Annotated in this window: 17 protein-coding genes, 1 tRNA gene and 1 other RNA gene; 4 read left to right on the plus strand and 15 right to left on the minus strand. The window is 60.6% G+C overall.

Annotated elements, in window-relative coordinates; all coding sequences use genetic code 11:
• Window positions 1–368 precede the first annotated feature (368 nt).
• The 5 genes from bilS to tadA form a co-directional block, all read right to left on the minus strand.
• Window positions 369–920, minus strand: a complete 552-nt coding sequence (bilS, locus tag GXM19_RS07425; protein WP_040359559.1) for a flavodoxin family protein BilS — start codon at window positions 918–920, stop codon at window positions 369–371.
• Window positions 921–1,216: 296 nt separating this feature from the next.
• Window positions 1,217–3,076: an ABC transporter ATP-binding protein gene (locus GXM19_RS07430; RefSeq protein WP_006235646.1), complete on the minus strand. Its 1,860-nt coding sequence runs from the start codon at window positions 3,074–3,076 to the stop codon at window positions 1,217–1,219.
• Window positions 3,077–4,927 carry an ABC transporter ATP-binding protein gene (locus tag GXM19_RS07435; protein ID WP_006235644.1) on the minus strand — a complete coding sequence of 617 codons (1,851 nt, stop codon included), beginning with the start codon at window positions 4,925–4,927 and terminating at the stop codon, window positions 3,077–3,079.
• Between the two features lie 349 nt (window positions 4,928–5,276).
• Window positions 5,277–5,372: signal recognition particle sRNA small type (gene ffs / locus GXM19_RS07440), an RNA gene on the minus strand.
• Window positions 5,373–5,542: 170 nt separating this feature from the next.
• Window positions 5,543–7,324, minus strand: a complete 1,782-nt coding sequence (tadA, locus tag GXM19_RS07445) for a tRNA adenosine(34) deaminase TadA (protein WP_006235643.1) — start codon at window positions 7,322–7,324, stop codon at window positions 5,543–5,545.
• A 51-nt stretch (window positions 7,325–7,375) separates the two neighbouring features.
• Between tadA and GXM19_RS07450 the strand changes: the two genes are divergently transcribed.
• A tRNA-Ser gene (locus GXM19_RS07450) sits at window positions 7,376–7,465 on the plus strand.
• Window positions 7,466–7,467: 2 nt separating this feature from the next.
• Here GXM19_RS07450 and GXM19_RS07455 read toward each other — a convergent pair.
• A complete protein-coding gene (locus tag GXM19_RS07455) occupies window positions 7,468–8,052 on the minus strand; it encodes a TetR/AcrR family transcriptional regulator (RefSeq protein ID WP_050766158.1) in 585 nt (194 codons plus the stop codon).
• Window positions 8,053–8,264: 212 nt separating this feature from the next.
• Between GXM19_RS07455 and GXM19_RS07460 the strand changes: the two genes are divergently transcribed.
• Window positions 8,265–8,816, plus strand: a complete 552-nt coding sequence (locus GXM19_RS07460) for a LemA family protein (protein WP_006235641.1) — start codon at window positions 8,265–8,267, stop codon at window positions 8,814–8,816.
• A 316-nt stretch (window positions 8,817–9,132) separates the two neighbouring features.
• Here GXM19_RS07460 and GXM19_RS07465 read toward each other — a convergent pair whose 3' ends face one another.
• Together GXM19_RS07465 and GXM19_RS07470 are read right to left on the minus strand one after the other, a co-directional pair.
• Window positions 9,133–10,185 (minus strand): branched-chain amino acid aminotransferase, encoded by a 1,053-nt coding sequence (locus tag GXM19_RS07465; protein ID WP_006235640.1) that lies wholly within the window; start codon window positions 10,183–10,185, stop codon window positions 9,133–9,135.
• Window positions 10,186–10,473: 288 nt separating this feature from the next.
• Window positions 10,474–11,121: a VTT domain-containing protein gene (locus GXM19_RS07470; RefSeq protein ID WP_006235639.1), complete on the minus strand. Its 648-nt coding sequence runs from the start codon at window positions 11,119–11,121 to the stop codon at window positions 10,474–10,476.
• Window positions 11,122–11,351: 230 nt separating this feature from the next.
• On the opposite strand from GXM19_RS07470, the gene cysE reads away from it, so the two are divergent.
• Window positions 11,352–12,056, plus strand: coding sequence for a serine O-acetyltransferase (gene cysE, locus GXM19_RS07475; protein WP_040359553.1), 705 nt, complete (start codon window positions 11,352–11,354; stop codon window positions 12,054–12,056).
• A gap of 113 nt (window positions 12,057–12,169) precedes the next feature.
• Here the strand turns inward: cysE and GXM19_RS07480 are convergent, their stop codons facing one another.
• From GXM19_RS07480 to GXM19_RS07495, 4 genes are all read right to left on the minus strand, one after another.
• Window positions 12,170–14,185, minus strand: a complete 2,016-nt coding sequence (locus tag GXM19_RS07480) for an ABC transporter ATP-binding protein (protein WP_006235636.1) — start codon at window positions 14,183–14,185, stop codon at window positions 12,170–12,172.
• A 1-nt stretch (window position 14,186) separates the two neighbouring features.
• Window positions 14,187–15,911: an ABC transporter ATP-binding protein gene (locus GXM19_RS07485; RefSeq protein ID WP_006235634.1), complete on the minus strand. Its 1,725-nt coding sequence runs from the start codon at window positions 15,909–15,911 to the stop codon at window positions 14,187–14,189.
• A complete protein-coding gene (locus GXM19_RS07490; protein ID WP_006235633.1) occupies window positions 15,911–16,411 on the minus strand; it encodes a MarR family winged helix-turn-helix transcriptional regulator in 501 nt (166 codons plus the stop codon). The genes GXM19_RS07485 and GXM19_RS07490 overlap by 1 nt, the downstream gene beginning before the upstream one ends.
• Before the next feature lie 181 nt (window positions 16,412–16,592).
• Entirely contained in the window at window positions 16,593–16,883 is a 291-nt protein-coding gene (locus GXM19_RS07495; RefSeq protein WP_006235631.1) for a hypothetical protein, read from the minus strand.
• Window positions 16,884–17,177: 294 nt separating this feature from the next.
• On the opposite strand from GXM19_RS07495, the gene GXM19_RS07500 reads away from it, so the two are divergent.
• The gene (locus tag GXM19_RS07500; RefSeq protein WP_006235630.1) at window positions 17,178–17,699 is read left to right on the plus strand and encodes a nitroreductase family protein; all 522 of its coding nucleotides are present in this window, start codon (window positions 17,178–17,180) and stop codon (window positions 17,697–17,699) included.
• Between the two features lie 228 nt (window positions 17,700–17,927).
• Here GXM19_RS07500 and GXM19_RS07505 read toward each other — a convergent pair whose 3' ends face one another.
• From GXM19_RS07505 to GXM19_RS07515, 3 genes are all read right to left on the minus strand, one after another.
• Entirely contained in the window at window positions 17,928–18,503 is a 576-nt protein-coding gene (locus GXM19_RS07505; RefSeq protein WP_147293061.1) for a hypothetical protein, read from the minus strand.
• A gap of 84 nt (window positions 18,504–18,587) precedes the next feature.
• Window positions 18,588–19,805 carry a helix-turn-helix domain-containing protein gene (locus GXM19_RS07510; protein ID WP_006235628.1) on the minus strand — a complete coding sequence of 406 codons (1,218 nt, stop codon included), beginning with the start codon at window positions 19,803–19,805 and terminating at the stop codon, window positions 18,588–18,590.
• A 273-nt stretch (window positions 19,806–20,078) separates the two neighbouring features.
• Window positions 20,079–21,113 (minus strand): YeiH family protein, encoded by a 1,035-nt coding sequence (locus tag GXM19_RS07515; RefSeq protein WP_006235627.1) that lies wholly within the window; start codon window positions 21,111–21,113, stop codon window positions 20,079–20,081.
• Window positions 21,114–21,273: the final 160 nt, after the last annotated feature.

The following is a 21,273-nucleotide window of genomic DNA, read 5'->3' on the forward strand; positions in this document are numbered from 1 at the left end:
GAAAGTGTGTCCCACTTCGACCGCCCAGAGTGGGATGCACTTTCCGCAAAGCACCTCAACGGGAAACTACGTCCCATTCCAAAGGCAAATTCCGGGACGCATTTTTCGAAAGCCTGCCCATCCGGAAAGCCCGTCCCACTTTGGACGCATCCGGGCACGGAACCATCGACCTATCAGGCCTCCCATCAATAAAGAGGCGTCCTCCCGGACGGCGGGGCACGAAGTTCATCGCGAGTTCCGCACGCAAAGAAGGCCACTTAATGTGGCCTTCGTCTTGCGCAGGACTGTAGAGCAGGGAACTTCGTGCCCCGACGCCCGGGAGGACGTTTCATTTAGAAAGATGGACCGACCGCCGTCGGCGATGGGAGCTACTCCCCCAGCACGGCCTTTTTGGCGGCTGCAGCCATGTTGTCCAGATCTTCCTTGGTGGGGTGATCCTTTGCGGCAACCCAGTTGTCGAGCAGCATCTTAAATCGGGCGTTGTCGGGATCTTGCTCGAGCATGGCCTCGTAGCGCTGCTTGACCGCGGGGCCCATCTTGCCCTGGCACATCGCCCAACCCGCAAGCTCGGCATCCACAGCCAAATTGGAGGTCACACGATCGATAATCTGCTGATAATAGCTCTGGTCGGCCCCAAAACCGCAGGTGCCAAACAGGAACACGCGCTTGCCGTGCAAGGCGGAGAGCAACGCCGCGACCGAAGGCGTGCACGCGCCCTTGTCGCACCAAAAACCGACGAGCACCGTGTCGGCCGCGCAGGCGCCCTGCGCCTCGAGCGCAACTTGATCCGCATCCGCATCGTCGCTCAACGCCGCGGCGTGGATAAACTCAACGCCCGCAGCCTGCAGAGCGCGCTTGATCGCGCCCGAAACCATCCTGGTATTACCGCTCTTGCTGTTAACCACCAAAGAGCATGTCATAGTCACGTTGCTCGTTTCCCCCAAAACTAAAGCCACTAATGCAATTTATTAGATGAATATCTTAGTACTAACGCGACAGATGTAAACCACCGTCTGTCGATTGGCGACGCAGACGACACCTTGGGTGGATTTTGGACCGCGTGTACTTGGATTAATGCCGCCGCAGAGTGTTTCACGGAATACCGTCAAATTGTGTCACGGAGTATCGTCAAAATGTATCACGCGCTGGTAGAACGCTATATAACAAGATGGCTCTATGGGGCAAATTAACCTGATTCATTTGTCCCGCGTCTTGCTTACTGGGCGAATTGGCTGCGGTAGAGTTCGGCGTAGAAGCCGCCTGCCGCTAGCAGCTCGTCGTGCGTGCCACGCTCGATAATCTGCCCGTCGCGCATCACCAGAATGCAGTCGGCGTTACGAATCGTGCTCAGGCGGTGCGCCACGACAAAGCTTGTGCGGCCAGCCATGAGCTCGTCGAATGCCGCCTGCACCTGCAGCTCGGTACGCGTATCGATGCTCGAGGTCGCCTCGTCCAGCAGCAAGATAGCCGGGTCGGTGAGCATGACGCGCGCGATGCACAGCAGCTGTTTTTGACCCTGGCTAAACGTGCCGCCGTCCTCGCCGATGACCGTATCGTAGCCGCCTGGCAGCTGCACGATAAACTTGTGCGCGTGCGCGCGCTTGGCCGCCTCGACAACCTGTTCGCGCGTGGCATCGGGACAGCCGTAAGCGATGTTTTCCGCCACCGTGCCCTCGAACAGCCAAGTGTCCTGCAGCACCATGCCAAAGGCGCGGCGCAGGCTTGCGCGCGTGTAGTCACGCGAGGAACGGCCATCGACCGCGATGCGCCCAGCATCGATATCGTAAAAGCGCAGTAGCAGGTTGATGAGCGTCGTCTTGCCACAGCCCGTGGGACCGACGAGGGCATAGCGCATACCGGGCTTGGCATCGATGCAGATATCCTGCAGCAGTTTGCGGTCGGGCACATAGCTAAAGTCCACATGCTCAAACGAAACCTCGCCCTTCGGGGCGGCGAGCTCAATGGCATCCACAGCGTCGGGTTCCTGCTCGCGCGCATCGAGCAACGCGAACATGCGGCGCGCCGAGGCGTACGCCGTCTGGATCTGCGTGATGACGTTCGTAACCTCGTTGAACGGCTTAGTGTACTGGTTGGCGTAGGACAGAAAGATCTGCACGCCGCCCACCGTAAGCGCCGCGGGCACGCCCGTGATCACGCCCACGCAGCCGATCACGGCGACCACGGCGTAGATGATGTTGTTGATAAAGCGCGTGCCGGGGTTGGAAAGCGAGCCCATAAACTGCGCGCGCTCGCCCGCAGTGTAGAGCTCGGCGTTGAGGGCGTCGAAACGCTGCTGCGCGTTCGGTCCATAGGCGAAGGCGTCCACGAGCTTTTGCTCACCCACATACTCCTCGATATGGCCGCCCAGCTGGCCCTGAATGCGCTGCTGCGCTGTAAAGCTCTTGTTGGAGAGCTTGGCGATGGCGCCCGCCGCAAAGATGGAAAGAGGTGTGACAAGCACCACCACGAGCGTCATGGTCAGGTTGATGGAGAGCATAAACGCGAGCGTGCCCACGATGGTGATGACGCCGGTAAAGAGCTGCGTAAAGCCCTGCAGCAGACCGTCGCCCACCTGGTCGACGTCGTTGACCACGCGGCTCATAAGGTCGCCGTGGGCATGGCCGTCGATAAAGCTGAGCGGCATGCGGCTGAGCTTGTCGCTTGCCTCGACACGCATGTCGCGCACCGTCTCGTAGGACAGGCGGTTGACGCAGTAGCCCTGCAGCCACTGGAACGCCGCAGCGCCAACCACGACCAGCGCGAGTTTGGTGACGAGCGGTAGCAGTGCATCGAAGTCCACCTGTCCGGCGGCAACGATGAGGTCGATGCCCTCGCCGATGAGGATGGGCGTATAGAGCTGCAGGATCACCGAGATGGCGGCGCTCACAAACGACGCCGTAAACGAAATGCGGTGCGGACGCACGTAGCCCATCAGGCGACGGGTCACCGTGCTCACGGGATAGCGCTCGGAATCGCCGGGCTGGCGCGGGCCGTCACCCAGATCGTTGAGGTTATCGCTACCGGACACATTGGCCGTCATCGTGGCGACCGAACCGGAAGAAGTATACGGATTCATTTAGCGGCCCTCCTTTGCGCGGGTGGATGCAGGGGCGGAGTCCGAAGCGGGCGTCGCACTCCCCTGCTGGCCCTCGAGCTCCTCACGGCGGAGCTGCGACTGGCAAATCTCGCGGTAGAGCTGGCAGCTTGCGTACAGCTCGTCGTGCGTACCCAGGCCCGCAACCGAACCGTGATCGAGCACACAGATCATGTCGGCATCGCGCACGGTCGAGACGCGCTGGCTCACGATGACGGTCGTCAGCGGCAACCCGCCCTCGGCGGCGCCGCGCACGCTGCGCTCGCGGATGGCATGGCGAAGCGCCGCGTCGGTCTTAAAATCGAGTGCCGAGGCGGAGTCGTCCATGATCAGAATCTGCGGCGAACCCACCAAGGCACGCGCGATGGTCAGGCGCTGGCGCTGACCACCGCTGAAGTTCTTGCCGCCCGCCTCGACCGAGGCGTCGAGCCCCTGCGGCTTGTTGCGCACGAGCTCGCTGGCCTGCGCCATATCGAGCGCCGCCCAGAGCTCCTCGTCGGTCGCCGACTCGTCGCGCCAGGTCAGGTTGCTACGAATGGTGCCGCTCACCAGCGACGCGCGCTGCGGGACGGTCGCGACCACGTGGCGCAGCTGGTCGAGCGGCCAGGTGCGCACGTCGGCACCCATTACGCTCACGCTGCCGGTACCCGCATCGTACAGGCGCGGAATGAGCGAGACGAGCGTGGACTTACCACTGCCCGTGCCGCCGATAATGCCGAGCGTTTTGCCCAGCGGCAAATCCAGAGTCACGTCGTTGACGGCATTGGCGGCGCCCGCGCCAAAGGAGAAGCTCGCGTGGCTCAAGCTCAGCGCGGGGACCGGGGCAGCTGCGCCCGCCGCGTTCGGCTCGGGCAGGGCGACCGGCTCGTTGCCCTCGTCGGTAATGCTCGGCACGCAATTGAGCACCTCGTTGATGCGCGACGCGCTGGCGCTCGCCTTGGTAAAGACCACGACCAGGTTGGCGACGTACACGATGGAGGTGAGCGTCTGCGTCATGTAGTTGACAAACGCCATGACCTGGCCCTGCGTGAGCTCGCCCACATTCACCTGGATGCCGCCCACCCACAGGATGGCGCACACGCCCAGGTTCATCACCAAAAACGTGACGGGGTTGAGAATCGACGAGAGCTTGCCCACCGCGATGGCGACATGCGCCTGATCGTCAGCCGCCTGGGCAAAACGCTCGCGCTCGTGATCCTCGCGCACAAACGCGCGGACCACACGAGCGCCCGAAAGCCCCTCGCGGCAAATGAGCGCAATGCGGTCGAGCTTTGCCTGCAGCTGCTTGTAGTACGGAATGCAGCGCGCCATGACAAACCAAAACACCAGGCCGATGGCGGGCGTGCAGATTAAAAAGATAATGCCGAGCTTAAGGTCGATGGCGAGGGCCGCAACCATGGAGCCCACCGCCAGGAAAGGCCAGCGGATAAGCATGCGCACGCCCAGCGCCACGGCGAGCTGCACCTGATTGACGTCGTTGGTGATGCGCGTGATGAGCGACGGCGTGCCAAAGCGATCGAGCTCGGCATAGCTCAGCTTGTTGATATGCTCATAGAGTGCGCCGCGAATATCGGTGCCCATGCCCTGTGAGGTCAGCGCCGCCATCTTTTGGCAAACGAGCGTAAACGAGATGCCGATCACAGCCATGGCGCCAAGCAGCATACCGTAGTGGACGACGGCGCTGACGTCGTGCGCGCCGATGCCCTTGTCGATCATCTGGGCAATCACGAGCGGCGTCAGCAGGTCAAAGATCACTTCGATCAGCTTGCACGCAGGACCAATCACCATATACCGGCGAAACTTACCACCAAAACGCCTGAGCAGCTCAATCATGTATAGGCGCTCCTTATCATCATCTCTCTTCAATCTGATTCATGATAGTACGGAGAGCCCTGGAGATATGAAATCAACTCGTCACAGAACAAGCCCCCGAAACAATCAGGAAACTAGGCACAGAGACAAAGCACCCGAACATGTTTTGGCAAAGCCAACGAGCAGCACTAGACAAGGGATTAATTGTTCAGATTAACGCGCCTCTACGGGCGCATTTTGGACGATGTGGTCCCGGTGCCGGCGGGCTGTTTGGTAGTCGAGCGATTCCGCAGGCAAAGCCGAGGACCAGCGAGACACCAAACAGCCCGCCGGCACCGGGACCACATCGCGGCACCAAAAAGCGCCCGTGCGCTCGATGGATTCGGATGCCCGACAGAGGCTCCTTATGGCTGCTTCCTTCCGGACCTGACCAGATTCGGAACATGTCGTCATCCGAACCCATCGAACGCGCTAGGCGCTCGGTATATCTTACCCGCTCCCGCCCTCCACGGCAAGGCAGCTAATTTAGGACGGGGCCAAAAGACCACTTTTGAGTTGCGGTGGAATAGTTCCTGTTTTTGCCGCCTGAGCCGCCAAACAGGAACTATTCCACCGCAACTTATAGGGAGTTGGATTTTAGAGGCGGGCGAGGTCGTAGGATCGGGCGGCGGCTTCACCGGCGCAGATGAGGTTGGTTGTGGCTTCCTGGGGGTCGAGCGCTTGGTCAAGGGGCATGGGTCTGCGACAGACCGGCAGAACTAAGTCGACACCCTGCCCATACACCGCATCCAGGTTGTCGGCACGACCGCCCACGACGGCAACAACCGGCTTGCCATATCGCTTCGCACGACGAGCCACGCCCACCGGTGCCTTGCCGGCAGCGGATTGCTCGTCCATATTGCCCTCGCCCGTTATGACCAGGTCGGCATCGCGCACGCACTCGTCAAACCCAATCAGATCGAGCACCGTCTCCACGCCCGAACGCAGCTCCGCACCGAGCGCTAGCAACGCGGCGCCCAGGCCGCCGGCGGCGCCGGCACCGGGCACACCGAGCACCGAGCCAAATGTCCGTGCACCCTCGGGCACGCGCAACAACCCCTGAGCCCGCGCCCCGGTAATCGCCGCATCGAGCAGGCGACCATAGCCGACCATCCAGCTGTCGTACCTGCGCAGCGCCTCGGCATCATCCGTCGGCAGACCCTTCTGCCCGCCAAACACCGCCAGTGCGCCTCGACGCCCCACGAGCGGATTCTCGACATCGGAAAGCACCACGACACGCGTGCCATTCAGTACCCGAAGCGCTGGTGCCAAATCGATACCCGCCACGTGTTCAAGGCCCGCCAGGCCGGGGGCGATATTGCGGCCACGCTCATCGACAAGGCGGGCGCCCAGCGCCTGCAGCATGCCGGCGCCACCGTCGTTGGTGGCGCTGCCGCCCAAACCAATATAGATCGTCTTTGCACCCGCGCGAACCGCACGAAGCATCAGTTCGCCCACGCCATAAGTTGTGGCCGCCAACGCCGCCGACTCCGTGCAGGGCGAATACCCAATACCCGCCGCCTCGGCCATCTCAATTACAGCCGACTCGTGCTCGCCGTCCACCAGCATCCGGGCAGACACGCGGTCGCCCAAGGGGCCTGCAGCCTCACAGGTCGAGAGCTCGCCACCGCGCGCGGCGATGGCGTCGAGCGTTCCCTCGCCACCATCTGCCAGCGGCAAAGCGCCCAGCTCGGCATCGGGCCACACACGGCGCACGCCTTCGGCAACGGCTTTCTCCGCCTGCGCGCTCGAAACGCTACCCTTAAAGGAATCAATCGCCAGCAGCACGCGGCGGGGCCGGCGCTGCACGGGGCCAAAGTCAACCGCTGCGCCAGCATCCTCTTCGGCACACGCGAGCGCCTCGGCATGAGCGGTATGTGCCCCAAGATCGGCCCCACAACCGCAGCCAGCACAATCGGTGCCACGCAGCCCACTAAAATAGCTGCTCAACACCTCACGACACTCATCCGCCAGCACGCCGGCACGTACGTTAAACCGATGGTTCAGGCGCGAATCGGCATTGAGGTCGTACAGCGAGCCCAGTGCACCCGCCTTGGCATCGGCCGCGCCGTACACGCAGCGCCCCACGCGCGCGTTAACCATAAGCCCCGCGCACATGCAGCAGGGCTCGAGCGTCACGTAGACCGTACAGTCGGAAAGGCGCCAACGACCGAGCGACTGCGCGGCGGCGCACAGGGCCGAAAACTCGGCATGAGCCGAAGGATCCTGGTCGAGCTCGCGGCGATTATGCGCCCTCGCGACGATCTCACCCGCGCGCACCACTACGGCACCGATCGGCACCTCGCCCACCGCCGCGGCGGCACGCGCCTCCGCCAGCGCCTCGCTCATGAACTTCTCATCGATTCCGGTGCTCGTCATCGTTCGCCTTCCCTGTTGCAAATCCAAAACGATGCTATCATTACGACTCACGGAGAGATGGCAGAGCGGTTGAATGCGGCGGTCTTGAAAACCGTTGAGCGCGAGAGCGTTCCGGGGGTTCGAATCCCCCTCTCTCCGCCACCTTAGTGATTCACCGGCGTCATGGTGCGCTCGAACAGCGCATCGACCACGTCGGCTATCTCGGGTCGACGCTCAAGATCGTGACCCGACTCCCACCAATTTGTGAACAGTCGAATAATGCCACCGGCGATAAACTCCGATGTCGTCTCGAGCGAAACGGGCGCCAGGGCATCTTCGGCAAGCGAGCTCATCACACGCTCGCGGATGGAACGCGCAATGCGGTCGCAAATCATGCCGGTCAGCATGCCCGACATGCTGCTGGCCAAAAGGTTATCCATGAGCTGCTCATGCGCCAGAATCATATTCATGGCATCGTCAAAGACCTCATGGCGAAGCGCCCGTACGTCATCAAGCGGCTCCGCGTCCGCTGCATCGGTCCGGTTTTGCGGCAAGCCCGTCATAAGCTCATCGATATAGAAGGCAAAGTAATCGTTTTTATCGCGAAAATGCTTATAGAACGTCGTGCGGCGAATCAGGGCCCGGTCGCAAAGCATGGCAACCGTCAAATCCTCAAACCGATGCTCTTCCAAGAGCTCGGTAAAAGCATCGAACAGGGCACGATAGGTTTTCTTGATGCGAAGGTCCATCCATATCGCCATCCTCAAGGTGTAGACAGCATTCCTTAATTTGTCGCATATCTTACACCTGTACCACCCGTTCCATGTTGGCGCCCCCCTCCTTGGCGGAAACATAACGCTTACCGGAAAGTTCGGTATCGCCAAAGGTTGCGGGTATACTAGTAGCGTTACACCAACGGCAGCCGGCGCAAAACGCCGCTGCCATTCGAAACGGAGACATCATGCTTCCCGTCATCATCGGTATCGTTGTTGTCGTTGTGATCGCCAGCGCCATCGCCGGCATCTACAACAACATGGTCACCAAGCGCAATCGCATCGATAATGCCTGGCAGAACATCGACACGCAGCTGCAGCGCCGCAACGACCTGATCCCTAACCTGGTCGAGACCGTCAAGGGCTACGCCAAGCACGAGCAGGACACGCTCGCCGCCGTAGTCAACGCGCGCAACGCCGCCGTGAGCGCCACCACCCCCGAGGCCAAGATGGAAGCGGACAACGTGCTGACCGGTGCGCTGCGCCAGCTCTTTGCCGTCGCCGAGGCCTACCCCGACCTTAAGGCAAATACCAACTTTACGCAGCTCCAGTCCACGCTCGAGGACACCGAGAACAAGGTGAGCTACGCGCGCCAGAGCTACAACGATTGCGTGCTCAGCTACAACAACGCCATCCAGACGTTCCCGGCCGTTATCTTTGCCGGCATCTTCCAGTTTAAGGAGCGCCAGGGCTTCGAGGCCGCCGAGGCCGCCCGCCAGGCACCGACCGTCAAGTTCTAACAATCACGGCCGAGTCTTAAGCCAGCTCATCAACCCTTTGGGGTCCAAGGCACAAACCTTGGGCCCTTTTCTTATCCACGCACAACGCGCCCACGCACAACGCGCGGCCAATAGGCCGCGCACCATCTTTACTTCAGATCTATATTGCCCGTAACGGCAGCACCGAGGTAACGCAGGCCCGAGGGCAACCTTCCTTTCCGGCGCACTCCGCAGGACGAAAGAACCTCCGCCGCACGAAGTGCGCAGCGGAGGTTCTTTCATGTCCGAGGACGCGCCGGAAAGGAAGGTTGCCCTCGGGCCGGACAGCTAAGACAGCTTACGCGACGGTGTAAACCCAGTTGTGCTTGTCCTCGACAGCACCGGACTGGATACCAGTCAGGGTCTCGCGAAGCTTCTTCATCACAGGGCCGATCTCGGTGTATCCAGCCGGGAAGGTCACGGTCTCGTCGGCGCCGTAAACCTTGTTGTCGATTTCGCCAACCGGAGAGATGACGGCAGCGGTGCCGCACAGGCCGCACTCCACAAAGGTGCCGGCCTTGACCACGGCCCACTCGACGGGGCGCTGGTCAACGGTCATGCCCAGGTCCTGAGCAACCTGAACGAGCGAACGACGGGTGATAGAGGGCAGGATGGAGTCGGTGTGCGACTGCGGAACGACGAGCGTGCCATCCTCTTTCACGAACAGGACGTTGGCGCCACCGGTCTCCTCGACATAGGTGCGGGACTCGGAGTCGAGATACAGGTTCTCGGCATAGCCCTCGCGATGGGCCTCCATCGTGGGCTTAAGGGACATGGCGTAGTTCAGGCCGGCCTTGATGTTGCCAGTGCCGTGCGGTGCGGCGCGGTCGTACTCGGAAACGCGCAGCTTGACGGGCTTGAGGCCACCCTTAAAGTACGGACCGACCGGGGTCACGAGGATGCGGAACGTGTACTCAGGAGCGGGAGCCACGCCGATCACGTCACCGGAACCGATCATAAACGGACGCACGTACAGGGTCGCGCCGGAGCCGAAGGGCGGAACCCAGGCGGCGTTGGCAGAAACGACCTGCTTGACGGCCTCAACGAACTTGTCCTTGGGGAACGGGGGCATCTCGAGGCGCTGGGCAGAGTTATACATGCGCTCGGCGTTCATGTCGGGACGGAAGCAGACGATGCTGCCGTCCTCGGCGGTGTAGGCCTTCAGGCCCTCAAAGACCTCCTGGCAGTAATGGAAGATGCCGCCGCACTCGGAGACATGCAGGGTGTGGTCGGTGGTCAGGCCGCCCTCGTCCCACTCGCCATCCTTCCAATGAGCCTCGTAGCTGTAATCGGTCTTCATGTAGCCAAAGCCGAGGCTACCCCAATCGATATCCTTCTTCTCGACAGTCATATGTCGCTCCTTACATACACAGTTGCAAACTCGCGAACCCGCACGCAAGGACCGAGGCCGGCCGCGTCGCAACGTCGCACGCCCGGAGCGTAAAGCCGGACGGGACACGCAAACAGCATCAAAGCCGATGGCACGTCGATTCGCATGCACGAGATTGTACTCCGCACGCGCGTCGGATAAAACGTTTTTCTTTAACTAACTAAAGTATTTTCATTTGACCGAAGCAAAGAGGCCCGCCACCGCAAGCGGTGACGGGCCTTGACTGCACGGTTTGCGCGCTGGCTCGAGTTACGCGCTCTTTTTGCCCAGCTTAGCCTTAACCAGACCGACCACAGTCGGAATGATCGACACAGCAACGATGCCAACAATCAGCAACTCAAAGTGCTCCTGCACAAAGGGAATGCCACCAAAGAAGTAGCCCAGCAGTGTAAAGAGCGTTGACCAGGTAATACCACCCAGTACGTTGTAGATGACAAAGTTGCGCCAGTGCATGCCGCCCATGCCCGCGATAAAGGGCACAAAGGTGCGAATAAACGGGAAGAAGCGGCCCAGGAAAATAGCCAGGTGACCCCACTTGTCCAAGAAATCCTCGGACTTTTTGATGCGCTCGGGCGTCATGGCCTTGACCTTGCCCGAAGCGATGATCTTTTTGCCAAAGAAGTGACCGATCATAAAGTTGCACTGGTCACCCAGGATGGCAGCAGCCCATGCGACGACCAGCAGTGCCACGATGTTAAAACCACCGTTGTGGGCAAAGAAGCCCGAAGCAAACAGCAGTGAATCGCCAGGAAGGAACGGGAAGAACACCACGCCTGTCTCAATGAAGATAATCAGGAACACGCAGCCGTAGGCCATAAGCGGACCGGCGGCGATCCAGCTGGCAATCGCGGTGCGCGGGTCTTTGAGCAGCTCGGCGATAAAATTGATGAAACCCATGAAGTAAAACCTCTCAGTTGTGGGCGCGGATACGTCCAAATTGACCAGTATACGGTTGCGGCGCCCCCTCGTGCGCAACCCCACAAAAGCATGACTCCATTACCAGCAAGTTTGCATAACTCATAACTGACACTTGTCGTGCAAAGCCGCCAAGATTGTTCTTCCTAATCCCTAGCGAATCGCTATACTTTATTGAATCGCATTGCCATGGCGCTAAGGGAGGGCGGCCGGTGAGCTTTATCAATACCATTCGCGAGGACATCAAGACCGTCCAGGCGCAAGACCCCGCTGCGCAAAACGGTCTGGTCATCTTCCTTTCCTATCCTGGCCTGCACGCCAAGTGGAATCACGTGCCCGAGCACTGGCTCTGGGAGCATGGACATCGCTCGCTCGCCCGTGTGCTCTCGCAAATCACCCGCCACATCACCGGCGTCGAGATTCATCCCGCCGCGCAGATCGGCAAGCACTTCTTTATCGACCACGCCATGGGCGTCGTCATCGGCGAAACCACCGTCGTGGGCGACAACTGTGTGCTTTACCAGGGCGTTACGCTCGGCGGCACCGGCAACGAGACCGGCAAACGCCACCCAACGCTCGGCGATAACGTCACCGTGGGCACGGGTGCCAAGGTGCTCGGCAACATTCACATCGGCAACAACGTCAAGATCGGCGGCAACTCGGTCGTCGTTAAGGACGTGCCCGACAACTGCACCGTCGTGGGCGTGCCGGGACGCATCATCAAGCGCAACGGCTGCCGCGTGTTCGAGGAGAGCTTCGATGCCAAGCAGCATCGCGAGTACATGCCCGACGACGCCGCCGAGCAGAGTGCCCTCAACCGCCAAGGCATCACCGAGAACGCCCGCCGCGTTAAAGAGCTCGAGCGAGAGGTGGCCGAGCTCAAGGCCCTCGTCGCCAAGCTCGTGGACGAGCGCTAGGAACGCAAGCGGCACAAAACGACATCGGCATCAACGCAAGAAGGCGCGCCAGGGAATTCATCCCCGGCGCGCCTTTGCGTTGATGCGACATGTGGGACTGTCCCTTTGTCACATTATGCGAACTGGCTCAGATAGAGGTCGGCGTAGGCACCCTCGGCAGCCAGCAGCTCCTTATGCGTGCCCTGCTCGATAATGTTGCCGTGATCCATGACCAAGATCAGGTCGGCATCCACAATCGTCGACAGGCGGTGCGCGATCACAAAACTCGTACGCCCGCGCATGAGCGCGTCCATGGCACGACCGATGGCAAGCTCGGTACGCGTATCCACGCTTGAGGTCGCCTCGTCCAGGATGAGAATCGCCGGGTTGTTGAGCAGCACGCGTGCGATGGTCAGCAGCTGACGCTGGCCCTGGCTGATGCTCTCGGCATCGTTGGCCACGCGCGTGTCGTAGCCCTGCGGCATGGTGCGCACAAAGAAGTCGACCTGCGCGGCACGAGCGGCGGCCACGATCTCGTCGCGCGTCGCCTCGGGACAGCCGTAGGCGATGTTTTCGGCAATCGTGCCATCGAACAGCCAGGCGTCTTGCAGCACCATGCCAAACTGCTGACGTAGCTCGCCGCGATCCATGCGGCTCGTATCCACGCCGTCGAGCGTAATACGCCCGCCGTCAATCTCGTAGAAGCGCATGAGCAGGTTGATGAGCGTCGTCTTGCCTGCGCCCGTGGTTCCCACCACGGCAATCTTCTGGCCCGGCTCGGCGGTAAACGACACGTCGCGCATAAGCGGCTTGTCGGGCGAATAACCAAAGCGCACGTGCTCAAAGGAGACGCGGCCCTCCACGCGACCCGGCAGCTTGGCGGCCTTGTCCGGCAGCGGATCGGCCTCCATCTCGGGCTCATCGAGCAGGTCGAACACGCGCTCCGCACTCGCCAACGCGCTCTGCAGCGAGTTGAAGGTAAACGACAGCTGCGTCATGGGTTCGGACGCCTCGTAGATAAACTGGAAGAACGCCTGGAACACGCCGACGGTCATGTGACCGGCAACCAGCATGCTGCAGCCCACCAGCGCAATAACGATCTGCGCCAAACGGCCGATAAAGCGCACCGCGGGGCCGACAGCATTGATCATAAAGTCGGCCTTGGTGCTCACACGAGCCAGCTCGCCCGAGGCCTCGTGCACCTCAGCGGAGCTCTGGCGCTCGCGGTTAAACGCGCGGATCACCAGACGGCCCGAGTAGCCCTCCTCGACCGCACTCGTAATCTTGGACACCCACTCCTGGCGCTCGCCCGTCACATCGTGTGTGCGGCGCGAGACGACCTTCGTCACCAGCAGCGACAGTGCCGTAAAGAACAGAAAGACGAGCGTAAGCTGCACGCTGAACACGAACATCACGCTCACAGCACCAACAACCGTGCCGATCGACACGAGCAGCTGCAGCAATCCGCGCTGCATGCTCTCGGACATCTTGTCCAGGTCATTGGTCGCGCGGCTGACGACCTCACCGGGACGATGCGCGTCAAAGAAGGCAAGCGGCAGACGGTTGAGCTTTTGCGCGATGCGGTTGCGCAGGCGTAGATTGAGGCGTTCGGCCACGCTCGACATCAAAAAGCTCTGGAGCGCGTAGAACGAGGCGGCGGCCGTCCAAATCATAAAGTAGATGAAGATGGTCCTGCCGCAGTTCTCCCAGGTGATGTTGAAGGTGGCGTTGTTGGCAAACGCCACCTGAATGTGGCCCCACAGCTCATCGATCACACGGGCGCTATATGCCGGCGCAGCGGTGTTAAAGATGGCATAGAACACAATGCTCGCGAACACGATATAGAAGCGCCAATGGTCGCCGGCAGCCTCGCTCCACAGGCGGCGCACCGTCGCCCAGGTGTCGCGGGGTTTCTCGTCCTCGTCCTCGTCGTCCACATCGCGCATGCGCTCCGCCTCAGCGCGGGCGCGCTCGTCCTCGGCGCGCTCATTTTCCTCGTAGAGCGCTTGGCGGCGAGCCTCGCGCTCGGCTGCAGCCTTGGCGGCGTCATCCAGCTCGGTCGACGCGGCAGCCTGGTCGACCGTTTTATCGGCAGCGTCCGCAGCGGCGGCATCGACAAGGCCGCCCTGCTTCTTGAGCTCCTCGGTCATGCTACTCACCTCCCTTCATTTGCGATTCCGCGATGGCGCGGTACACCTCGCAGGTTTCCATAAGCTCGCTATGCGTGCCCAAGCCCACAATCTCGCCGTCCTTGAGCACGACAATCTGGTCGGCGTGCAAGATCGTAGAGATGCGCTGCGCGATGATGAGCACCGCAGCGTCACGCGTCTCATCTTGCAACGCATGACGCAGGGCGGCATCGGTCTTAAAGTCCAGGGCCGAGAAACTGTCGTCGAAGATATATAGATCGGCATGCTTCATGAGCGCGCGAGCAATGGCTAGGCGCTGGCGCTGACCACCCGAGAAGTTCGTACCGCCTTGGGCAACCGGGGTATCGAGCCCCTGCGGCTGATCGAGCACAAAGGTGCTCTGGGCAACCCGCAGCGCATGAAGCATGTCCGCCTCGGTCGCGTCCTCGTTGCCAAAGCGCAGATTGCTTGCCACGGTGCCCGAGAACAGCCACGCCTTCTGCGGCACATAGGCGATGTGCCCGCGAATCTCACCTTGCGAAAGCTCGCGCAGGTCCACACCATTCAGGCGAATGGAGCCCTTGGTGGCATCGTGGAAGCGCAGCAGAAGCTTTGCCACCGTCGATTTGCCCGAGCCTGTCGAGCCAACGATTGCAGTCGTCTGACCGCGACGGCAGGCAAAGCTCAGGTCGCACAGGGTGTCCTCGTCGGCATCGTCAAAGCGAAACGACATGTGGTCGAACACGGCCACCGCATCGGCTTCGTCTTGGGGCTCGCGCGCCCCGTCATCCAGCGTGCGCTCGCCATCGACGATGCTCGGCTCAATCTCCAACACCTGCTGCGCACGGTTCAGGCACGCGGCAGCACGCGGAAGCGTCAGCACCACCATCTGGGCCATCATCACAAAGAACAGGATCAGAATTGCATACTCCAGCACCGCCGAGATACTCGCAATCTGCATGGCGTGGGCGCCTACGCGGTTGCCGCCCACCCACAACACCGCCACCTCGGCGATGTTCATCAAAAAGAAGCTTGAACTGTCGAGGCCCACAAACAGGTGGTTGACTTTGATGGCGTTGGCGGCGTAGTCGCTAAACACCTCGTCCAGACGCCGTTCCTCGTGGCGCTCCTTGTTAAACGCACGGATGACGCGCGCGCCCACAATATTCTCGCGCAGCACCACGTTCATGCGGTCGATAAAGCCCTGTAGGCGCATAAAAATCGGCGCCGCGTTGGCAACCGTAAAGACCGCCGCCACCAGCACAATAGCAACGACTACGCCCAGAAGCGTGCCCATGGCGGGATCGATAAACCAGGCGAAGATGATGCCCGCCACAGCCAAAAACGGCACGGGCAGCACCAGCTGAATCGTCTGCAGAATCGCCTGCTGAATCACGTTGATGTCGTTGAGCGAGCGCGTGATCATCGATCCGGTGCCAAAGCGCTCAAAATCGCTGGCCGCGAGCTCGAGCGATTTGTCGTACACGGCATTGCGGATATCGCAAGCCACGTTGGCGGCCAGGCGCGCCGAAAGATAGCAGCCCAGCACCGTGCCGCCGCTAGCCATGCTGGTCGCGATAAACATGTATAGGCCGTTGCGTAAAATGTAGTCGACATCGCCCGTGGTAATACCGGTGTTGACCATGTTCGCCAGCATCGTGGGAACCAGCAACGTACCGACGTTATCCACCAGCAGCACCAGCAGCGTCACTGCGACAAGCCCTCGATAGGGCTTCAAAAACCTCATTAACAGTCGCACGACTCCCCCTCACCTTGATTCTCGGCTTGGCTCTCGGCAGCGATATGCCGCTTAAATGTCTCGCACTCCTCGCCGAGCACCTGAGAGAATTTGCCGATCAAGCGCATAATCTCGCGCTGCTCACACGGCTCAAGCGCGCCAAAGGCTCGCTGCTCGGCCTTGAGTGCCGGCAGCGCATAACGCTCGGCAAATCGCCTGCCCTCTTCGGTCAGGCTCACAACCTTGTTCTTACGACTGCCTTCGGCAAACTCCAACGTTGCGAAGCCCCGCGCCGTCAAGGTTTTAATTGCCGAGTTGATGGTCTGCTTGCTGTAGAACCATTCGCTTGTCAGACGGCTTACGGCAATACTGCCGCCCGCCGTGCTGGTATCAACGAGCATCCAGTAAGCGCAGTCCGAAAGGCCGCAGGCGCGCGAGAACTCCGAATAGATATGGTCGAGTCCATTGAGCAACCGGTCGAAGTCGACCAGTGTAACCGCACTATTCATCTATCCCACCATTCGATTGTCCGAGTTTTGACCAATTTTGTGTCTCTAGATTAGTCCGAGTTTTGACTATCGTCAACAGGCTCTCCGCAAATGCGTGCACTTTTATGGCCTATCGGCAGAAAAAGACCGCCGGCGCGGGGGCGGCGCCAGCGGTCACGTGAAAATCGAGTTTTATTGCCTGTTAAGCGGCGACGGCCTCATAGACCGTAGCGCCCGAGAAGCTGTCATGCAGGCTCTTGCCGGCAATCCACGGCAGCTCGACGACCTCGCAGACCGTGTTGACCAGCTCGGAGCAGTCAGTAAAGTGGCCCTTGTCGTTGAGGGCCTCGCAATCCTGAACACGCCAATAGCCATCGGTGTGCGTGATGTAGTACTCGTGATCGTTGATCGACACGAAAGCGCGCGTCTTGGAACGCAGCAGCTTCAGAAATCCTTCGAAGTCGGTCTCGACGACATCTCCAGCCTGGAACATGATGTTACCTCCTGGCCCGGCGCCACCACGGCGCATTGATAAACGTTGGTCCTCCTTTAGTAAAACCTTTATCAGAGGTTATGCGTTCGTCATTTAGGCAAGTGGTAAAAAACCGCAGGGTAGACGGGATAAAACGTTTAACCATCCCATTTGTTTGTCACATTCTGAAGGTACTTTTATGCAAACCTACTTTCCCAATTGGAATCTATCCTTTTGGCCGGGCAATTGACCGTCTATCGTTTGAGCCCGACGGGTATGAACGGGGCATCTGCAACGCCACCGCAAGGAGACACCATGGAGACTATCGAAGCACTCATTCACCGCCGCAGCTGCCGCAACTACAGCGATCGTCCCGTCGAGGCCGAAAAGCTTGCACGCATTATCGAAGCCGGCCAATATGCACCGAGCGGCATGGGCCGCCAGCCGGTGACGTTTGTCGCCGTCACCGACCCCGCGACCGTCGAGCGTCTCTCGCAGCTCAACGCGCAAGTCATGGGCAGCAACAGCGACCCCTTCTATGGCGCCAAGACCGTTGTGGTGGTGCTGGTTGACCGCAGCGTGCCCACACATCTGGAAGACGGCTCGCTCGCCATGGGCAACTTGCTCAACGCCGCTTATGCGCTGGGCGTTGATTCGTGCTGGATTCACCGCGCGCATGAGGTCTTTGACTCGCCCGAGGGCCTGGAGCTGCTGGCCAGCTGGGGCCTGCCCGCCGACGGCAGCCTGCGCGGTGTCGGTAACTGCATTCTTGGCTACGCCGAGGACACGCTACCCGAGCCCAAACCCCGCCGCGACAACATCATCTACGTAAGGTAATTAGTTCCGCCGTTCTACCGAACGGCGGGCTCGTTGACGCTGCGCGGGCCGCATTCACGCCAATCTGACGTTCAATTTCGAGGGCGCGACCAGAAGGTCAGCGCCCTCTCATTTCACGTCACCTTGGCGCAAATGCGGCTCGCTCGCTTTTGGCGGCTGACATCGAATGAGCCACTGTCTTGGGCAGCTAAAAAAGCCCCGTCCCAAATTAGCTGCCCCACTCGCAACTTATCCCGCCGATGGAGTTGTCGTCGTTTCGTTCGTCTGGGCCGTTTCGGCGCCATCGCCCTGTTCGTCCTCGTCCTTTTGCGCATCGGCGATGGTGGAGGCCGCCGCAACGATACCGCGCTGGGGCGCAACGCCCGTCTGGGTCTGTGCGCCCTCGACAACTTCTGTGCCTGCATGCGCGAGCTCGGGCGATTTAAACATTGCGTCCAAGTTGGCGCCACCGCCGGCATATCCGCGCGCAGCGAGCGCGATGACGATCACTGCAACGGCGGCCACGATCGGAACATAACGATGCCAACCAGCAGGATTGAGCCCGCTGCGGCGAGCCGCCCCGCGGCTGATGTAACCAAGCGTTCCGTCGTGCTTGAGCTTTGAGCCCACCACGCGTTTGCGGCCCAACAGCGAGGACTCTGCCTGCATTGCCAAGCGGGCGCTTGCCGAAGGATAGCCGTATTTAGTGCGCTTGAACGAGCCATCAAACCCCGAGGCGTGTTTGCCCCACGTCACCGATGTCGTGCGTCGGTTAACCGGCGCGGCGCTCCGCCTTCTGCGGCTCGGTTTTGAAGTCTCAGCCATATGCCCTCGCACGCCGTAACCAAATCGAAACAATAACGCTTTGGACTGTAGCACACGCGTCGCGCGCGGTCACGGGCGCCTCGCTCAACGGTCATCGTCCTTCAGCAAGCGCCACAGCGTTGTACGGCTTATGCCCAGCACCTCCGCCGCACGGGTTCGGTTACCGTGGAGATGGTCTACAACCAAATGCGCGATATCTCGCTCGGTATCGGCCAGCGGTCGCAGAATATACAGGTCGCTTTCGAGTGTCGGGGCGCCAAAGGTTGCGGTCTTAATCACGTCCTCTTGGGCGAGCACTTCCTCCGCCACAGCGCGGTCCACCGTGCCCGCCCCCACCAATATATACAGTCGTTCCGAGACCTCGCGGAGCTGCAGATAATTGCGCGGCCAGCGGTAAGCATCGAGCGTCTTCGTCGCCGTGGCAGACAGCGTGGGCGCTGCCGTCCCAAATGCATCAGCGAGATATTCCAAATAGCGCGCGACCTTCGTCGACGCGGCTCCCTGCTCGGCGATTGCCGGCGCCACGCTCACCGCACAGGCGAAGCGCTCGGTCACAAAGGCGGCTTGATCACTTTCGCTGCCGCCCGGCATGTCATTCGCCGTCAGCACCACATGACAGCGCGTCGCCAACGCGGTGTCGGCCATCGTGGAAACGAGTTCGCGAAGGCGCTGGGGACCAACCGCATTCCAGCCCTCAATGCAAAGTGTCAGCCCCGTTTGGAACAGCGGCGATTCGGAGCTTTTGAGCACATGGCGCCAACCGCGATCGGTGAGTTCATCGAGCGCGACGGAAACAAAGGGCTGATCGGCAAAAGGACCGTCCAGATAGAGGCGCTTGGCGATCTCGATCTGGCCCGCGCCCAGCTCGCCCTCGAGCATAAGGGGCACGCCGCGCGCATAGCTCTCGGAAACCGGTGCAGCTACCGCAGCGGCACCCTCAACGATGCCGTACGCGCTCGATTCATAGCGGGCCTCAACTTCGTCGGCGTTGAGCCACTCGATGCCCGCATGCGCCGCGGCACCGCGCACCTCGCGGACCACGACGACCCAAAGTCCCCCGCCCTCTTTGTCGGTGGGGCGAACGGTCAGGCTCAGGCGCGTACCCGCACGCCCCATAACCAGACGCGCGCCGTCTCCTATACGGTCGAGGCGCTCGGCGACAAAAGCCGCCACATCCCGCTCAAGCGCCGCGTCATTCACGGTCGAGATCGCGACGTCCCCACGCGCATCGATTGCCAATGCCGAGGCCCCGGCAGCAGCCAGGGCCTCGGTCAAGATGTTCAGCTTGGCATCGCTATCCATTATTTGCCCCTGTCCGCAGCGACGTGCAACCGTCGACGGTCGCACGACCGAGTGTTTCAAAATTGAACGATATTGCTCACCAAACACTATAGGGCAGAAAGCGTCATCCTGCGAGTATAGGTGTTGCCCCGCATCGCCATCCTGGCGGGGCGATAAGAGCTCTTCGGGACTTATAAACCTGCGGACAAGCCATACCCGCAAGAGCTCCTATCGCTCCACTGCAGGCTTGCGCTCACCAGCAACCAACACGCAGCACGCAAACAAGCTACTTCTCTACCAGATTCCCAGCACGTGCTGCATTCCCAAACTCATGCACGCAATGCCAATCCAGCAGCAAAAGCCCAGCGCGATGGGCTTGCCGCCCTTTTTGACCAGCTCGACGATATCGGTATTAAAACCAATAGCCGCCATGGCCATCACAATAAAGAACTTCGACAGCTCCTTGATGGGCGCCGTGATGGACACAGGAAGCTGAAACACCGTGGTGATCACGCTCGCCAGCACAAAGAACAGCACAAACATGGGAAACGCGCGTTTAAGCGAGAACGTGCTCTTAGCGTCGCCACCGGCCTTGCGTGCCGGATGCATCTGCCAGCATGCGAGGACCAACGTGATGGGAATAATGGCCAGCGTCCTGGTGAGCTTGACCACTGTGGCGCTCTCGAGCACATTGGCGCCGGGATGCATGCTGTCCCAAGCGCTCGCCGCAGCCGTTACGGACGAGGTGTCGTTGATGGCGGTACCGGCAAACAGGCCAAAGCCCTCGTTGGTCAGCCCGAGCATGCCGCCGAGCGTTGGAAACACGAGCGCCGCGATAACGTTAAACAGGAAGATGACCGAAATAGCCTGGGCAATCTCGCGATCGTCGGCATCGATGACGGGCGCGGTCGCGGCGATGGCAGAACCGCCGCAAATCGACGAACCCACACCCACAAGCGTCGCGATCTTGCCCGGCACGTTCATAACGCGGCAGAGCACAAAGGCGATGACAAGCGAGGTCGAGATTGTTGCCACGATAATCGGTAGCGACTGGGCGCCCTTGGACAGAATCTGGGAGAGGTTCATGCCAAAGCCAAGCAGGATAACCGCGTACTGCAAGACTTTTTTGGACGTATAGGTAACGCCGGCGGTGAGCTGTTCGCGACGATTCTTGGGAAAGACGAGCGCCAGGACCATGCCAAAGAGGATGGCAAATACCGGACCGCCGACCACCTCAATTTGTTTGCCGAGCAACGTCGCGGGAATGGCGATGATCAGGCAGAACAAGACGCCTTTCCAGCGCTCGCGTACGATGTTTGCCAGTTGCATATGGGATTCCTTCTTTCTATTTCACGTTTGCGACGGCTTATGATACGGCAACATTGAGCGCAGCCTTGCGCAAACACAGACTAAGATGCCGCAATAGTTCTCAGGCAACAGCCGAATTACCCACCGCGGAGAGCTGATTCGCGGCATAATTAACAACTGA

It is taken from the genome of Collinsella aerofaciens ATCC 25986 (genome assembly GCF_010509075.1).
In the GTDB taxonomy this organism is placed as follows: domain Bacteria; phylum Actinomycetota; class Coriobacteriia; order Coriobacteriales; family Coriobacteriaceae; genus Collinsella; species Collinsella aerofaciens.

What these genes read in the sequence shown, in the direction of transcription:
- bilS (WP_040359559.1), bottom strand. Translation starts at nt 920, where the DNA reads ATGACATGCTCTTTGGTGGTTAACAGCAAGAGCGGTAATACCAGGATG.
- GXM19_RS07430 (WP_006235646.1), bottom strand. Translation starts at nt 3,076, where the DNA reads ATGAATCCGTATACTTCTTCCGGTTCGGTCGCCACGATGACGGCCAAT.
- GXM19_RS07435 (WP_006235644.1), bottom strand. Translation starts at nt 4,927, where the DNA reads ATGATTGAGCTGCTCAGGCGTTTTGGTGGTAAGTTTCGCCGGTATATG.
- tadA (WP_006235643.1), bottom strand. Translation starts at nt 7,324, where the DNA reads ATGACGAGCACCGGAATCGATGAGAAGTTCATGAGCGAGGCGCTGGCG.
- GXM19_RS07455 (WP_050766158.1), bottom strand. Translation starts at nt 8,052, where the DNA reads ATGGACCTTCGCATCAAGAAAACCTATCGTGCCCTGTTCGATGCTTTT.
- GXM19_RS07460 (WP_006235641.1), top strand. Translation starts at nt 8,265, where the DNA reads ATGCTTCCCGTCATCATCGGTATCGTTGTTGTCGTTGTGATCGCCAGC.
- GXM19_RS07465 (WP_006235640.1), bottom strand. Translation starts at nt 10,185, where the DNA reads ATGACTGTCGAGAAGAAGGATATCGATTGGGGTAGCCTCGGCTTTGGC.
- GXM19_RS07470 (WP_006235639.1), bottom strand. Translation starts at nt 11,121, where the DNA reads ATGGGTTTCATCAATTTTATCGCCGAGCTGCTCAAAGACCCGCGCACC.
- GXM19_RS07480 (WP_006235636.1), bottom strand. Translation starts at nt 14,185, where the DNA reads ATGACCGAGGAGCTCAAGAAGCAGGGCGGCCTTGTCGATGCCGCCGCT.
- GXM19_RS07485 (WP_006235634.1), bottom strand. Translation starts at nt 15,911, where the DNA reads ATGAGGTTTTTGAAGCCCTATCGAGGGCTTGTCGCAGTGACGCTGCTG.
- GXM19_RS07490 (WP_006235633.1), bottom strand. Translation starts at nt 16,411, where the DNA reads ATGAATAGTGCGGTTACACTGGTCGACTTCGACCGGTTGCTCAATGGA.
- GXM19_RS07495 (WP_006235631.1), bottom strand. Translation starts at nt 16,883, where the DNA reads ATGTTCCAGGCTGGAGATGTCGTCGAGACCGACTTCGAAGGATTTCTG.
- GXM19_RS07500 (WP_006235630.1), top strand. Translation starts at nt 17,178, where the DNA reads ATGGAGACTATCGAAGCACTCATTCACCGCCGCAGCTGCCGCAACTAC.
- GXM19_RS07505 (WP_147293061.1), bottom strand. Translation starts at nt 18,503, where the DNA reads ATGGCTGAGACTTCAAAACCGAGCCGCAGAAGGCGGAGCGCCGCGCCG.
- GXM19_RS07510 (WP_006235628.1), bottom strand. Translation starts at nt 19,805, where the DNA reads ATGGATAGCGATGCCAAGCTGAACATCTTGACCGAGGCCCTGGCTGCT.
- GXM19_RS07515 (WP_006235627.1), bottom strand. Translation starts at nt 21,113, where the DNA reads ATGCAACTGGCAAACATCGTACGCGAGCGCTGGAAAGGCGTCTTGTTC.